We start from the raw sequence: 13,166 nt of genomic DNA on the forward strand, positions 1-13,166 counted from the left end.
ACAAGAATAAAACCATAAGGAGGATTTTCATGGCGAATATGCTTGAAGTCAAACATATAAATAAAACCTATAAAGGACAAGTGTCCTATCAAGCTTTAAAGCAAATTTCATTTTCTATAGAAGAAGGTGGGTTCACGGCGGTGATGGGACCGTCCGGCTCCGGAAAAACAACCCTTTTGAATATCATTTCAACGATCGACCGTCCGGATTCAGGCGATATCCTGATTCACGGAGAAAACCCGCACCGGCTGAAGCGGACAAAGCTCGCTCATTTCCGCCGCAAGCAGCTCGGATTTGTGTTTCAGGATTTCAACCTTCTGGACACGCTGACGATCGGTGAAAATATCATGCTGCCGTTAACGCTTGAAAAAGAAGCACCGTCTGTAATGGAAGAAAAACTGCAAGGCATCGCGGAAAAGCTCGGAATCGAAGACCTGCTCAACAAACGGACGTTTGAAGTGTCCGGAGGCCAGCGCCAGCGGGCCGCCATCGCAAGAGCGGTCATTCATAAGCCGTCACTCATCCTGGCCGATGAACCGACGGGAAACCTTGATTCCAAAGCGTCAAAAGACGTCATGGAAACGATGCAGAGCCTGAATCAGGATGATCATGTCACGGCTTTGATGGTGACCCACGATCCTGTTGCGGCAAGCTACTGCCGCCGCGTCATCTTTATAAAAGACGGCGAACTGTTTAATGAGATTTACCGCGGGGAAAACCGCCAAGTATTTTATGAACAAATTCTTGATGTGCTGTCTATGCTGGGGGGAAACGCAAATGACCTTTCTTCAGTTCGCTTATAAAAACGTCACGAGAAACAAAAGGGCCTATCTTGCATTCTTTTTAAGCAGCGCCTTTTCCGTTTTGATTTTCTTTACCTTTGCGATGTTCCTGTTTCATCCGGCATTAAAGGAAGGCTACCTGAATAACATCGCCAAAAAAGGCTTAACCGCTGCGGAATGGATGATCTTTGTTTTTTCTTTCTTATTTGTTCTGTATTCGGTTAATGCATTTTTGAAATCGAGAAATAAAGAATTCGGCATCCTGCTCATGCAGGGCATCACGCCGGGGCAGCTGAGAAAGCTCATTACTGCGGAAAATATGATCATCGGCGTCATGTCAATTGCAGCCGGCATTATCGGAGGATTCATTTTTTCAAAGACGTTCTTTACGGTCGGCGCTTATATTTTAGAAATGGACGCGCTGCCTTTGTATATGCCTTGGAAAGCGCTCGGTATTACGGCTGGCGGATTTCTGCTCTTATTTTTCCTTTTATCGCAGTTTACGATCCTTTTTGTCAGATCAAATACGGTTATCAAATTAATAAAGGGCACTGACAAGATTAAGCCGGAGCCAAAGCCGTCCGTGCTACTGTCCTTATTCGGCATCGCCTGTCTGTGCGGCGGGTACGGCATGGTCCTTAAAGGCAATGTCCACGGGACCGAACCGTTTATCATTTTACTGCTCACCGTTATCGGAACGTATTTCTTTTTCAGCCAAAGCAGCATCTGGATTCTGCGCGCGCTGAAGAAGTGGAAAACCTTTTATCTGCGCGGGAAAAATATCATTTGGGTTTCTGACCTTGTCTATCGTTTAAAAGACAACGCCCGCCTGTTCTTTATTGTCAGCATGATTTCCGCGGTTGCGTTTACGGCTACGGGCGTGCTCGTGATGTACAAATCGACCGTCGGGGCGGAAGAGTCCGCTTATGAGATGGAGTATATATCTTACAGCGGCAATCCAAAAGAACAGACTCATTTGAAAAAAATTGACCATGAACTGAAAACACACGGCTTTACGTATAAGAAAGACGAAATAGATGTTTCTTATGTTCGCTATCAGGAAGGAGAAACTGTTCCCCCTGTTTACATGATCAGCGAATCGGATGTATCAAAATACTTCCATGTCAAGCTGAACGGCCTGAAAAATGATGAGGCTGTCTTTTTCCCGGGCACGTATGACCGCAATTTCAAAAACGAAGCGCCGGATCAGCTGAAGCTGCTGAACCAAAAAGGCAAGCCGTCTGACCAAAAACTGTCGGTAAAAGAAGTCAAAAAACCGCTGATTTCATTAAATGCCATCATTGCGGTGAACGATAAAACCTTTGATCAGCTCAAATCACTCGGTGATAAAGCGACATTATACGGCTACAGGTATGATCATTGGAAAGACAGTCTTGGGTTCAGCCAATCCTTGAAAAATGAGATTTACGGCAATTATATCGACGTGCATTCTGATTTTATGGCAAAAGCCGGGACTTACTATGATACGGTGCAGCTGCCGAGCTTAAGTTTATTCATCGGCCTGTTTATCGCGATCGTCTTCTTTATCGCGGCAGCAAGTTTCTTATATTTCAGGCTGTTCACCGATTTAGAAGAAGATCGGGAGCGTTACCGTTCGCTGGCAAAAATCGGTTTGAGTGAGCGTGAGATGTCACAAAGCGTGACGATACAATTGGCGATTCTCTTTTTCTTTCCATTTGTCATTGCTGTCATGCATACGCTGTTTGCCTTGAGAACATTGGCCGTGGATGGCTATTCCGTTGTAGCGGGACCGCTCAGTCTCACCATCGGAGGGTTTTTCCTTTTTCAGCTTCTGTTCTTCCTCGCGGTGCGGTCAAGCTATTTGAAAAAAATGAACAAGTAAGGGGAGTGCAAAGATGAAAAAAGCAATGGCAATCCTGGCCGTCTTGGCGGCTGCTGCCATAATATGCGGGCTTCTCTTTTTTCATAACGATGTTACAGACAGATTTAATCCGTTTATTCACCAGCAAGATGTCTATGTGCAGATTGATCGAGATGGCAAACATCTTAGCCCAGGCGGTACTGAGTATACATTAGACGGATATCATGCATCCGGAAAAAAAGAAGAAGTGACCTTTTTCGCCGGTAAAGACCTTCGGAAGAACGCGTATTTGAAGGTGAAGGCAAAAGGAAAGTATGTCGAGACTTGGGAAGAAGTCAGGTTTGAAGATATGCCGCACTCCGTACAGTCAGCATTAAAGTGAATCATAAAAAACGGCACAGTGTCATAACTGTGCCATTTTCTTTATTTTTTATTTTCTTCGGCCCGTTTGATCAGCATGTCGGTGATGATATCCACCTGTTTGCTGACAGAAATCGGATCGTACGGGTAGAACGTGTCAAAGTCATTGATAAACACGCGATTATGTTTCACAGCGTCTAGGTTTTTCCAAATGGAGGATTCCTTCAGCTTGTCGAGTGTTTTGCTTTCGCCTTTCGGATTGTAGTCCGTAATGAACATATAATCTGCGGCATACTCAGGAATGACCTCTTGAGAGAGCTGTTTCATCTCTCCTTTTTTGATGACATCTTGTTCAATTTTTTCAGGCGCTTTTAACCCAAGCGCATTGTATACAGCTTGGCCGCCGCGTCCGCCATTGTCATTGAAGACCCAGAATTCGCCCTTGTCCGTGTTTTCATAAATGCCGAAGGTCGCATCTTTGTCGATGACGCCGGCTATTTTCTTTTTGGCTGCTTCCGCTTTTTTGTTAAAGTCAGCCATAAATGCTTTTGCTTTATCCTTGGCACCCGCAATATCTCCGAACATTGCAACGGTATCTTCGACGTTTTTCGCGGTGTTATAAGGAACGACAACGGTTGGAGCGATTTTCTTTAATTTATCGACATTCTCTTCATTCATGACAACAATTAAGTCAGGCTGAAGCTCCATGACTTTCTCAACGCTGATCGGATCACCGACATCCTTTACATCTTTCAGCTTTGATTTTAAAAATGGATTATCAAATGACCATGAGCCCGAGCCGACCACATTTGCCCCGACAGACAGCAATTCCCCAGCATAAAAATCAGTGACGATGCGTTTCGGATGTGCAGGAATGTTGACGTTCCCTTTTGTTGATTTGTATGTTCTCATTTCTGTCTTTTCGGAAGCTGAATCACCTGAGCTTCCTTTCGAAGCCGTGCCGCTGCAAGCACTGACAAACATGAGGAGCAGCACCAGCATGCCCACGAGCAATGTGTTCTTTTTCATCAAGAACCCTCCAATATGTATTTTGATCCATTAGTAATGATTATCATTATCAATTAATAATATAGCAAGAAACCTGTGCCCCGTCTATCACTATTTTAATAGGAGAAAGTTTTTGTTATACAAGTGACGCGGTATTCTTAATCGATTATTATAGGTAAATAGGAGGAGGAAAATATGGAAATCACAAAAAGAGGTGCCGCATGGGAATGGCTTCATAGCTGGTGGATGCTGTTTATTTTCATGCCTTTTGCCATTACCAGTTTTTTTGCCTTTTTATTTATTGGCATCAAGGTTAGAAATAAAAAGTGGATCATGTACGGAATCATTTATTTTTTCGTATTTGCGTTTGCTTTCGTGCTGCCTGATCCGCCCGGATTGCTTATTGTGCTCCCGTTGTGGGCTGTGACGATTATTCACGGTTTTAAAGTGCGTCCGCTGTATCTGATTCAGCTGGATGTCTACAAAGACAATGTGGAGGCACGGGCCTTTGCTGAGGCAAGAAGTGAGGCCGAGAGCAGATTTCATGCGCCGAAACAGTCTATTCAAGATATACATATTCGCAAAGAACGGTAAGAAAAAAGCTCAACACTAAACATTGTGTTGAGCTTTTTATATGCTACTGCTGATAGGTATGCTGCTGGAATGGCGTTTGTTGGCCGAATGGAAGTGTAGACACATTCGTATTCATCACGCTGGATTGTCCAGTAAGTTCCTGTTGCATTTGGTTGCACATGTTGACAACCTGCCGGCACTTTTGAATGGCCATGTCGTGTCCGTGCAGCGCTTGCTGAATGGTATGTGCAGCTTGTTGTTCGTGGTTTAGAATCTGTTGCAGCATTTGAATGTTTTGCTGCTCCTGATGAAGCATTTGACGATATTGGTTGCTGCTTTGCTGTGTTTGCTGAATAAGCTGCTGAGCTGTCTGGCGGCACTGGTTCAGCTGCTGCAGGCTGTGTTGCGTATTGTGCATAAATGACCCCTCCGTATGTTCAATTGACATTTGTCGGTATTATCATGCGACCCGAACCAAAAGAAATTCTGCAAAAGGGGAACTACAATTATTTTCCTTACCCCCTCTATCTTTGAATGAAATCGGCAAAGATTGTATACTTGTAAAAACCCTTTTTATGTAAATGTCCCGCTCTGCACATAAGAATAGCGGAAAACGAAACTCCGAAATCTGGAGAATCGTATTCCGCTTTTTTCTTTTCTTGCTTCAGAAACCGCCTTCGCCCGCAGTAAATGGGATGTTTAATCTGTTTTCTACGGCGCGGAGGCGCTGATTGAGACGGTTTAAGCGGCGTGTATGGCGTTCAACAGTCTGGCTTAGCTGATTGACCTGATCGGCCAATCTTGCAATTTCCCGGTTTTGACGGCGATCCTCATTCGACAGACGGGTTAATTCTCTTGTCTGCTGTTCGTTTTGCCGTTCAAGAGCAGCGACTCTTCTTTCCAATGCCGGCTGTCTGTCCGTCTGGTATGGCTGGTATACATCCTGCTGCGGATATGGATTGTATTCATATTGGTTATAGTAGGGTTCCTGCTGAGGGAGCTGCGGGCTGTAATATTGATAAGGGTTCATGTAATCAATCTCCTTAAAAAGAAATGTGGGTGAATTCCTTATAATCTATGTAGTCATTGGCACAGTGCCACGGCATTCGCCTAAAAAAGTAAGAAAGGACGGTGATGACGCTGAGCAGAAAAGGACCTGTTATTGTGTTTCTGTCTGCTGTATGTCTCATCATTTCGGGCTGCCATAAGCCAAAAGACGAGACGCCGTTTTATTACGGAACTTGGGATGAGGGTATTATCCCCGGTCCCATGGATGGCGTGAAATCAGCAACGGTCACATTTACCAAAGACAAGGTGCTGGAGACGGAGGTGATTGAAGGGAGAGGAGAGGTGCAGCTGCCCTTTATGGAATACAAGGTGATATCTCAAAGCGCTGACGGTTCCATTGAGATCCAGTACCTTGGCTCCTATTATCCGCTCAAAAGCAAACTGAAAAGAGGGAAAGACGGGACGTTGATATGGGAGCAAAATGGTCAGGAAAAAACGATGACAAGAATCGAGTCAAAGGCCGGCAAGGAGGAGAAACATGAGAAATAAAAAAGCGGAAAGACTGGTGTTAACAGGCCTTATTTTACATATCATTCAGTGGTTGTTGGTATTATGGGCTTTTCTCAAAATCAAACATGTATTTAGTGACTATACGATCTACAATCCGAATGTCATAAACGGAACAATGCAGTCGTTATCGTTTATGCAAATGCTGCGTTCTATGATGTACTCGGGCGCCATGGTGAATTACGTTCTGTTTTTTGTGATTGCATTGCTTATCTATTGTTTAGTGCTTCATGCGGTCATGATTGTTCTGGAAATGGCTGCTTATGTGATGATCAGACGGAATCCTTCATCTTCATGGGCATATTTTTTGACGGCGGCGGGTGTGAAGCTTGCAATCTTAAATATTACGGGTATTCCATTTTTAGCTGCCGGCTTCCTGCTGATGAAACAGAAACAAGCAGAAACCGGCGAAAAGGGTGCAGAACCAAAGCGAAAGCCGCGCACGCGGATCCGGAGACAAGGCAGACGTCTAAACAGAAACAGGAGAAAATCATCGCTTTCAGTTGAATATCAAAAAGAAAAAACGATATGATGGGACTATAGCCTGAAAACGACACGAAGGAGATGCAGGATGTACAAATTAATAGCAATTGATATGGACGGAACACTTTTAAATGATCATCATGAAGTGACGGCGGAGGTCCGCGACGCACTGCATGCCGCAAAAGCGGAAGGGGTAAAAATTGTCCTTTGCACCGGCCGGCCTATCGGAGGTGTTCGGAGATACTTAGATGAACTCAATTTAATTGAGGAAGGCGACTACGTCATTGCCTATAATGGGGCGCTTGTTCAAAATACGCATACAAAAGAAGTGGTGACGGAATTGTCTCTAGGATATGATGATTTGGCATCATTATATGATCTGAGCTTAGAGCTGAAGACACCGATGCACTTCTTCGACTCAGCCAACCTGTATACGCCTAACCGTGATATCAGCGAATTTACCGTATATGAGTCGTACGTGACACAGGTGCCGCTTCATTACCGCAAGATTGAGGAAATGCCTAAAGACATTCTCATTCCGAAAGTGATGTTTATTGATAAACCAGAGCACTTAAGCCGCGTCATTACATCGATACCGAAAGACGTTAGAGAAAGGTATACGATGGTCAGAAGCGCTCCTTTCTTTTACGAAATTCTGCATCCGGAAGCAAGCAAAGGAAACGCTGTGCGTCAGCTGGCGAATCTGCTCGGAATCGAGCAGGCTGAAGTCATGAGCATAGGCGACAACGGCAACGATCTGACAATGATCGAATGGGCCGGCTGCGGCGTTGCCATGGCAAACGCCATTCCGGAAGTGCTTGAGGCCGCAAACTTTCAAACACGCTCCAATAATGAACATGGTGTTGCGCATGCGATTCACGAGCTTGTTTTGGCTAAATAAAAAATCCAGCCTTTTAAAGGCTGGATTTTTTCGTTTTATTGATATAATGTCAATTCTTTGACGAATCGATTTGACTTTCGTTATGCTGATAAAACCAATTCGTTCACAATATGTATGATATTAATCTGAATTGAAAAGGGGACTGATCAGATGTGCACAAGTCTTACATTGGAAACTGCTGACCGTAAACATGTATTAGCGAGAACAATGGATTTTGCATTTCAGCTGGGGACAGAGGTGATTCTCTATCCGCGCCGTTACAGTTGGAGTAGTGAAGCTGACGGAAAGGCCCATCAGACACAGTACGCTTTTATCGGTATGGGGAGAAAACTTGGTAATATTTTATTTGCAGACGGCGTTAATGAAAACGGTTTATCGTGTGCTGCACTTTATTTTCCGGGCTATGCGGAGTACGAAAAAACGATACGGGAAGACACCGTACACATTGCCCCGCATGAGTTTGTGACATGGGCGCTGTCAGTCTGTCAGTCTTTGGATGACGTGAAAGAAAAGATTCGATCTTTAACGATTGTAGAGAAAAAATTAGATCTATTGGATACGGTTTTACCGCTTCACTGGATATTGTCAGACCGGACGGGACGCAGCCTGACGATAGAACCGAGAGCAGATGGCCTCAAAGTCTATGACAATCAGCCTGGTGTCATGACGAACAGCCCCGACTTTATATGGCATGTAACCAATCTGCAGCAATATACAGGAATCAGACCGAAGCAATTAGAGAGCAAAGAGATGGGCGGATTAGCCCTTTCCGCTTTTGGCCAAGGCCTAGGAACTGTAGGCCTGCCGGGGGATTATACACCGCCTTCCCGGTTTGTCAGAGCTGTGTATTTGAAAGAACACCTAGAGCCGGCGGCCGATGAAACGAAAGGTGTAACAGCCGCTCTTCAAATTTTGGCAAATATGACGATACCCAAGGGCGCAGTGATAACGGAAAAAGACGAAATTCATTATACGCAATATACTTCCGTGATGTGTAACGACACGGGAAACTACTATTTCCACCACTATGACAATCGGCAAATCCAAAAAGTAAATTTATTTCATGAAGACCTTGACTGTTTGGAGCCTAAAGTGTTTTCCGCTAAAGCAGAAGAAAGTATTCACGAGCTTAATTAATTCACATCAATCAGCTGATTCCGGTTTGAATCCGGAGTCAGCTGTTTTTTTATACGATCGTTACGGCGTCTGAGTGGATAGGCGGTTTGCTAAAAGCGAAAGCAAAGGCAAGGAAATGGCGAAATCTTATATAAAAACTTAGTCTTTGCTTCATCAGACTCAGTTTTCTTGCCGATATACAGGTTATTGCACTAGTTGAATGAACCAATGCCGTTCCATTATGGTTACGCAAGGGTCTTTTCAGCTTAAATAGAAAAAATTAATCTCAACTCATTGACAAACTCGCAATACAAATGTACATTTTGATTTATTCATATTAAACGACTAGGAATATAGGAGTTTATTTTTCGGACTTTTCAGCCTAAAAACATTATAAAAGGAGTAACGTCATGACAAGCAAAAAGAAGCAAATCAAATTAGGAGTTTTTCTTGCGGGGACCGGACATCATGTTGCGTCTTGGCGGCATCCGGACGCGCCTGCGGATGCGAGTATGAACTTGGATTATTTTAAAGAGCTGGCGAGAACAGCGGAGCGGGGCAAGCTGGATATGCTGTTTTTAGCAGACAGCCTGTCGATCGACAGCAAATCGCATCCGAATGTGCTTACAAGGTTTGAGCCATTTACTTTGCTTTCAGCTTTGGCGCAGGTGACTTCAAGAATTGGCCTGACAGCGACAGCTTCTACTACTTATAGCGAGCCGTTTCACATTGCCAGACAGTTCGCCTCACTGGATCACCTGTCCAACGGCCGTGCCGGATGGAATGTCGTGACCTCATCCATTGAGTCAACAGCGCTGAATTTCAGCGGGGAAAAGCATCTCGAACATCACTTGCGCTATCAGCGGGCAGAAGAATTTGTCGAGGCCGTAAAGGGGCTTTGGGATTCATGGGAAGAGGACGCCTTTATCCGCAATAAAGAAACAGGTGAATTCTTCGATAAAGAAAAAATGCACGAGCTCAACCACAAAGGAGATTATTTCTCAGTCCGCGGGCCTCTGAACGTTTCAAGAACGCCGCAGGGCCAGCCGGTCATTATTCAGGCGGGCTCATCAGGGGATGGGAAAGCGCTGGCTGCCAAAACGGCTGAAGTGATTTTTACGGCGCAAAACCATTTAGAATCGGCACAGGAATTTTATCAATCAATTAAAAAGCAGGCAGCCGAGTTTGGCCGCGATCCTGAGAAGATCGCGATCATGCCGGGCATTTTTCCGGTCATCGCAGACACTGAAGAAGAGGCGCGGGCTAAATATCAAGAGCTTCAAGATTTAATCATTCCATCTGTCGGTCTGCAAATCCTTCAGAATTATTTAGGCGGAATTGATTTGTCTGCATATCCGCTTGACGGGCCGCTGCCAAAGCTTGACGCGGATGCATCAAACGCGGTGAAGAGCCGATTTAAGCTTGTTCAAGAAATGGCTGAACGAGACAATATGACAATACGTGAGCTTTACAAATACGTTGCAGGCTCCAGAGGCCATCACATTTTTGTCGGAACGCCGGAACAGCTTGCCGACAAGATGCAGGAATGGGTGGATCATAAAGCTTGTGACGGATTTAATATCATGCCTCCGCTCCTTCCGGAAGGAATTGAACTGTTCGTTGACAAAGTGGTTCCGATTTTACAGGAGCGCGGCGTGTTCAGAAACGAATATGAAGGCACAACATTGAGAGAGCATTTTGGTTTAGAAAAACCGGTAAACCGTTATGCGAAGTAAGGAGGAACGCTCGATGAAGACGCAATATCGCCTCGCAGCTGAACGTGATGCCGAACAGCTTCTCAAGCTGACATGGCGCGCCTACGAACCGATTCGAAAGCTCGGCATTCGTTTTGCCGCGGCCCAAGCGGATCTGGATCTGGTCTTAAACAATATCCGAAAAAACGCCTGTTACGTCATGGAAGAAGACGGGCGGATCATCGCGACCATCTCCTTACGAATGCCTTGGGGACAGCAGCCTGGACCATATGGCGTTCCTCATATCTGGTGGTTCGCTGTTGATCCTGAAACCGGGCAAAAGGGAGTCGGGACAAAGCTGCTTCAATGGCTTGAGGAGACCATCCTGCGCGATACGTTAAAGGTTCCGTTTGTATCGCTAGGAACAGCGGATAAGCACCCGTGGCTGATCGAGATGTATGAAAGAAAAGGATATGTCCGAGCAGGCGAGAAGGATCTGGGCAAAGGACATATGACAGTCTATATGAAAAAACAACTGCGACATGACCTATAAAAGATAAAAGGCGGGAAAATCAAATGAAAATGAAAAAATGGACTGTGCTGTTAGTTGCTGCGTTATTAGCCGTGCTATCAGCTTGCGGCAATGGAAACAGCAGCAGTAAAGAGGATGACAACATACTTCATGTGGGTGCGACCGGACAGAGCTACCCGTTCGCTTATAAAGAAGACGGAAAGCTGACAGGTTTTGATGTAGAAGTAATGGAAGCTGTTGCAAAGAAAATCGGCATGAAACTGGACTGGAAGCTGCTCGAATTCAGCGGTCTGATGGGAGAGCTTCAAACAGGCAAGCTTGACACCATTTCCAATCAGGTAGCGGTGACAGATGAACGCAAGGAAATGTACAACTTCACAGAACCGTACTCTTATGCAGGAACACAGATTGTCGTCAAAAAAGACAACAACGACATCAAATCAGCAGACGATTTAAAAGGAAAGACAGTAGCTGCTGTTTTAGGTTCAAATCACGCGAAAAATCTTGAAAGCAAAGATCCTGACAAAAAAATCAATATCAAAACATACGAAACACAAGAAGGCACGCTGAAGGATGTCGCATACGGACGTGTGGACGCTTACGTAAACAGCCGAAGTGTGCTGATCGCGCAAATTAAGAAAACAGGCTTGCCGTTGAAGCTTGCCGGAGATCCGATTGTGTACGAGCAAGTCGCATTCCCATTTGCCAAGGATGACGCGCACGACAAGACCCGTAAAAAAGTCAATAAAGCGCTCGATGAACTGCGCAAAGACGGAACACTTAAAAAGCTTTCAGAAAAATATTTTAACGAAGATATCACAGCAGAACAGAAGCATTAAGAAACGGCGGTGAACCACCAGAATGAATACGATTGATTGGGAATTCATGATCTCTGCATTCCCGACTTTAATTCAGGCCCTTCCGATTACATTGTTTATGGCTGTAGCAGCTATGATTTTTGCGATTATCGGAGGACTTATTCTCGCACTCATTACAAAAAACAAAATTCCAGTGCTTCATCAGCTGTCAAAGCTGTATATCTCATTTTTCCGGGGCGTGCCGACACTTGTGCAGCTGTTCTTAATTTATTACGGGCTGCCGCAGCTGTTTCCGGAGATGAGCAAGATGACAGCTCTCACAGCTGCCATTATCGGTTTAAGTTTAAAAAACGCCGCCTATTTGGCAGAAATCTTCCGCGCCGCCCTTAACTCTGTTGATGAAGGGCAGCTGGAGGCGTGCCTGTCTGTCGGTATGACGAAACTTCAGGCTTACAGACGAATTATCCTTCCGCAAGCAGTCAGGAATGCGATACCGGCAACGGGTAATACATTTATCGGCCTCCTAAAAGAAACCTCATTGGCATTTACTTTGGGTGTCATGGAGATGTTTGCGCAAGGTAAGATGTATGCATCTGGAAATCTGAAGTATTTTGAAACCTATTTGGCGGTTGCGATTGTCTACTGGGTTCTTACAATCATTTACAGCATCCTGCAGGACTTGTTTGAACGCGCCATGAGCAAGCCATACCGGACTTAGAGGTGAAATCAGTTGATAAAAGTAAAAAATATTCGCAAAGCGTTTAAAGATCTGGTCGTGCTGGACGGAATCGACCTTGAAGTAAAACGCGGAGAAGTGGTGGCGATCATCGGTCCGTCCGGTTCCGGAAAATCAACGCTTCTTCGGTGCTTGAATCTATTGGAGCGCCCCAATCAAGGCATCATTGAAATTGGAGAAGCCAAACTGAACGCGGAAAAGTTTACACGCAAGGAAGCGTACCAGCTCCGTCAGCAAACGGCCATGGTCTTCCAAAATTACAATCTGTTCAAAAATAAAACCGCCCTGCAAAACATTACTGAGGCTTTACTCACGGCTCAAAGAAAATCACGAGATGAAGCGAACCGCATTGGGATGGAGATTCTGAGGCAGGTTGGTTTAGAGCATAAAGCTGACAGCTACCCGATCACAATGTCCGGCGGCCAGCAGCAGCGAATCGGCATCGCGCGGGCACTTGCGGTCAATCCGCATGCGATTTTGCTGGATGAACCGACTTCGGCGCTTGACCCAGAGCTCGTGGCGGGTGTGCTTCAGGTCATCAAATCGATTGCGGAAAAACAAACAACAATGATCATCGTCACCCACGAAATGGCATTTGCAAGAGAGGTTGCCGATAAAGTGATTTTTATGGCAGACGGCCATATTATCGAGCAGGGAACGCCTGAAGAACTGTTTGACCATCCGAAAAACGAACGGACGAAACGATTTATCAAGCAGGTGGGAGAGCCTGCAGAGCTTATATAGA

The 13,166-nt window shown here is 45.2% G+C and carries 16 protein-coding genes and 1 pseudogene; 14 read left to right on the forward strand and 3 right to left on the reverse strand.

From position 1 onward, the window contains the following. Positions 1-29: 29 nt before the first annotated feature. The 3 genes from yxdL to KXD37_RS06555 are packed head-to-tail and all read left to right on the forward strand — an operon-like array spanning position 30 to position 3,007. The gene (gene yxdL, locus KXD37_RS06545; RefSeq protein WP_095712636.1) at positions 30-803 is read left to right on the forward strand and encodes an ABC transporter ATP-binding protein YxdL; all 774 of its coding nucleotides are present in this window, start codon (positions 30-32) and stop codon (positions 801-803) included. Then, positions 778-2,646 carry an ABC transporter permease YxdM gene (gene yxdM / locus KXD37_RS06550; RefSeq protein WP_095712637.1) on the forward strand — a complete coding sequence of 623 codons (1,869 nt, stop codon included), beginning with the start codon at positions 778-780 and terminating at the stop codon, positions 2,644-2,646. Before yxdL ends, yxdM begins: the two co-directional genes overlap by 26 nt. 13 nt (positions 2,647-2,659) lie before the next feature. Beyond that, the gene (locus KXD37_RS06555; protein ID WP_106019830.1) at positions 2,660-3,007 is read left to right on the forward strand and encodes a YxeA family protein; all 348 of its coding nucleotides are present in this window, start codon (positions 2,660-2,662) and stop codon (positions 3,005-3,007) included. Between the two features lie 41 nt (positions 3,008-3,048). Here the strand turns inward: KXD37_RS06555 and KXD37_RS06560 are convergent, their stop codons facing one another. Beyond that, positions 3,049-4,014: an iron-hydroxamate ABC transporter substrate-binding protein gene (locus KXD37_RS06560; protein ID WP_095712639.1), complete on the reverse strand. Its 966-nt coding sequence runs from the start codon at positions 4,012-4,014 to the stop codon at positions 3,049-3,051. Between the two features lie 174 nt (positions 4,015-4,188). On the opposite strand from KXD37_RS06560, the gene KXD37_RS06565 reads away from it, so the two are divergent. Next, positions 4,189-4,587 (forward strand): hypothetical protein, encoded by a 399-nt coding sequence (locus KXD37_RS06565; RefSeq protein ID WP_024123433.1) that lies wholly within the window; start codon positions 4,189-4,191, stop codon positions 4,585-4,587. A 43-nt stretch (positions 4,588-4,630) separates the two neighbouring features. Here the strand turns inward: KXD37_RS06565 and KXD37_RS06570 are convergent, their stop codons facing one another. Next, positions 4,631-4,984 (reverse strand): hypothetical protein, encoded by a 354-nt coding sequence (locus KXD37_RS06570; RefSeq protein ID WP_127696292.1) that lies wholly within the window; start codon positions 4,982-4,984, stop codon positions 4,631-4,633. A gap of 246 nt (positions 4,985-5,230) precedes the next feature. Beyond that, positions 5,231-5,596: an inner spore coat protein CotNE gene (gene cotNE / locus KXD37_RS06575; protein WP_106019828.1), complete on the reverse strand. Its 366-nt coding sequence runs from the start codon at positions 5,594-5,596 to the stop codon at positions 5,231-5,233. 104 nt (positions 5,597-5,700) lie between these two features. Between cotNE and KXD37_RS06580 the strand changes: the two genes are divergently transcribed. The 10 genes and pseudogenes from KXD37_RS06580 (at position 5,701) to KXD37_RS06625 (ending at position 13,165) form a co-directional block, all read left to right on the forward strand. After that, positions 5,701-6,123 (forward strand): DUF3255 family protein, encoded by a 423-nt coding sequence (locus tag KXD37_RS06580; protein ID WP_127696293.1) that lies wholly within the window; start codon positions 5,701-5,703, stop codon positions 6,121-6,123. Continuing rightward, positions 6,113-6,673, forward strand: a complete 561-nt coding sequence (locus tag KXD37_RS06585; RefSeq protein ID WP_024123429.1) for a hypothetical protein — start codon at positions 6,113-6,115, stop codon at positions 6,671-6,673. The genes KXD37_RS06580 and KXD37_RS06585 overlap by 11 nt, the downstream gene beginning before the upstream one ends. Positions 6,674-6,712: 39 nt before the next feature. Next, positions 6,713-7,525, forward strand: coding sequence for a sugar-phosphatase (gene yidA / locus KXD37_RS06590; protein WP_127696294.1), 813 nt, complete (start codon positions 6,713-6,715; stop codon positions 7,523-7,525). A gap of 150 nt (positions 7,526-7,675) precedes the next feature. Then, entirely contained in the window at positions 7,676-8,662 is a 987-nt protein-coding gene (gene yxeI, locus KXD37_RS06595; protein ID WP_024123427.1) for a penicillin V amidase, read from the forward strand. Next, a pseudogene (locus KXD37_RS06600) lies at positions 8,658-8,865 on the forward strand (hypothetical protein). The gene yxeI and the pseudogene KXD37_RS06600 overlap by 5 nt, the downstream one beginning before the upstream one ends. A gap of 186 nt (positions 8,866-9,051) precedes the next feature. After that, positions 9,052-10,377, forward strand: a complete 1,326-nt coding sequence (locus KXD37_RS06605; protein WP_024123426.1) for an LLM class flavin-dependent oxidoreductase — start codon at positions 9,052-9,054, stop codon at positions 10,375-10,377. Between the two features lie 13 nt (positions 10,378-10,390). Then, a complete protein-coding gene (locus KXD37_RS06610; RefSeq protein ID WP_254517952.1) occupies positions 10,391-10,888 on the forward strand; it encodes a GNAT family N-acetyltransferase in 498 nt (165 codons plus the stop codon). Between the two features lie 23 nt (positions 10,889-10,911). Next, positions 10,912-11,706 (forward strand): amino acid ABC transporter substrate-binding protein, encoded by a 795-nt coding sequence (locus KXD37_RS06615; protein ID WP_127696295.1) that lies wholly within the window; start codon positions 10,912-10,914, stop codon positions 11,704-11,706. A 22-nt stretch (positions 11,707-11,728) separates the two neighbouring features. Continuing rightward, positions 11,729-12,403: an amino acid ABC transporter permease gene (locus KXD37_RS06620; protein WP_024123423.1), complete on the forward strand. Its 675-nt coding sequence runs from the start codon at positions 11,729-11,731 to the stop codon at positions 12,401-12,403. 12 nt (positions 12,404-12,415) lie between these two features. Then, positions 12,416-13,165 carry an amino acid ABC transporter ATP-binding protein gene (locus tag KXD37_RS06625; protein WP_024123422.1) on the forward strand — a complete coding sequence of 250 codons (750 nt, stop codon included), beginning with the start codon at positions 12,416-12,418 and terminating at the stop codon, positions 13,163-13,165. Position 13,166: the final 1 nt, after the last annotated feature.

Origin of the sequence: Bacillus sp. XT-2, assembly GCF_025696525.1 — a bacterium.
Classification (GTDB): Bacteria; Bacillota; Bacilli; order Bacillales; family Bacillaceae; genus Bacillus; species Bacillus halotolerans.

What these genes read in the sequence shown, in the direction of transcription:
- yxdL (WP_095712636.1), top strand. Translation starts at nt 30, where the DNA reads ATGGCGAATATGCTTGAAGTCAAACATATAAATAAAACCTATAAAGGA.
- yxdM (WP_095712637.1), top strand. Translation starts at nt 778, where the DNA reads ATGACCTTTCTTCAGTTCGCTTATAAAAACGTCACGAGAAACAAAAGG.
- KXD37_RS06555 (WP_106019830.1), top strand. Translation starts at nt 2,660, where the DNA reads ATGAAAAAAGCAATGGCAATCCTGGCCGTCTTGGCGGCTGCTGCCATA.
- KXD37_RS06560 (WP_095712639.1), bottom strand. Translation starts at nt 4,014, where the DNA reads ATGAAAAAGAACACATTGCTCGTGGGCATGCTGGTGCTGCTCCTCATG.
- KXD37_RS06565 (WP_024123433.1), top strand. Translation starts at nt 4,189, where the DNA reads ATGGAAATCACAAAAAGAGGTGCCGCATGGGAATGGCTTCATAGCTGG.
- KXD37_RS06570 (WP_127696292.1), bottom strand. Translation starts at nt 4,984, where the DNA reads ATGCACAATACGCAACACAGCCTGCAGCAGCTGAACCAGTGCCGCCAG.
- cotNE (WP_106019828.1), bottom strand. Translation starts at nt 5,596, where the DNA reads ATGAACCCTTATCAATATTACAGCCCGCAGCTCCCTCAGCAGGAACCC.
- KXD37_RS06580 (WP_127696293.1), top strand. Translation starts at nt 5,701, where the DNA reads ATGACGCTGAGCAGAAAAGGACCTGTTATTGTGTTTCTGTCTGCTGTA.
- KXD37_RS06585 (WP_024123429.1), top strand. Translation starts at nt 6,113, where the DNA reads ATGAGAAATAAAAAAGCGGAAAGACTGGTGTTAACAGGCCTTATTTTA.
- yidA (WP_127696294.1), top strand. Translation starts at nt 6,713, where the DNA reads ATGTACAAATTAATAGCAATTGATATGGACGGAACACTTTTAAATGAT.
- yxeI (WP_024123427.1), top strand. Translation starts at nt 7,676, where the DNA reads ATGTGCACAAGTCTTACATTGGAAACTGCTGACCGTAAACATGTATTA.
- KXD37_RS06605 (WP_024123426.1), top strand. Translation starts at nt 9,052, where the DNA reads ATGACAAGCAAAAAGAAGCAAATCAAATTAGGAGTTTTTCTTGCGGGG.
- KXD37_RS06610 (WP_254517952.1), top strand. Translation starts at nt 10,391, where the DNA reads ATGAAGACGCAATATCGCCTCGCAGCTGAACGTGATGCCGAACAGCTT.
- KXD37_RS06615 (WP_127696295.1), top strand. Translation starts at nt 10,912, where the DNA reads ATGAAAATGAAAAAATGGACTGTGCTGTTAGTTGCTGCGTTATTAGCC.
- KXD37_RS06620 (WP_024123423.1), top strand. Translation starts at nt 11,729, where the DNA reads ATGAATACGATTGATTGGGAATTCATGATCTCTGCATTCCCGACTTTA.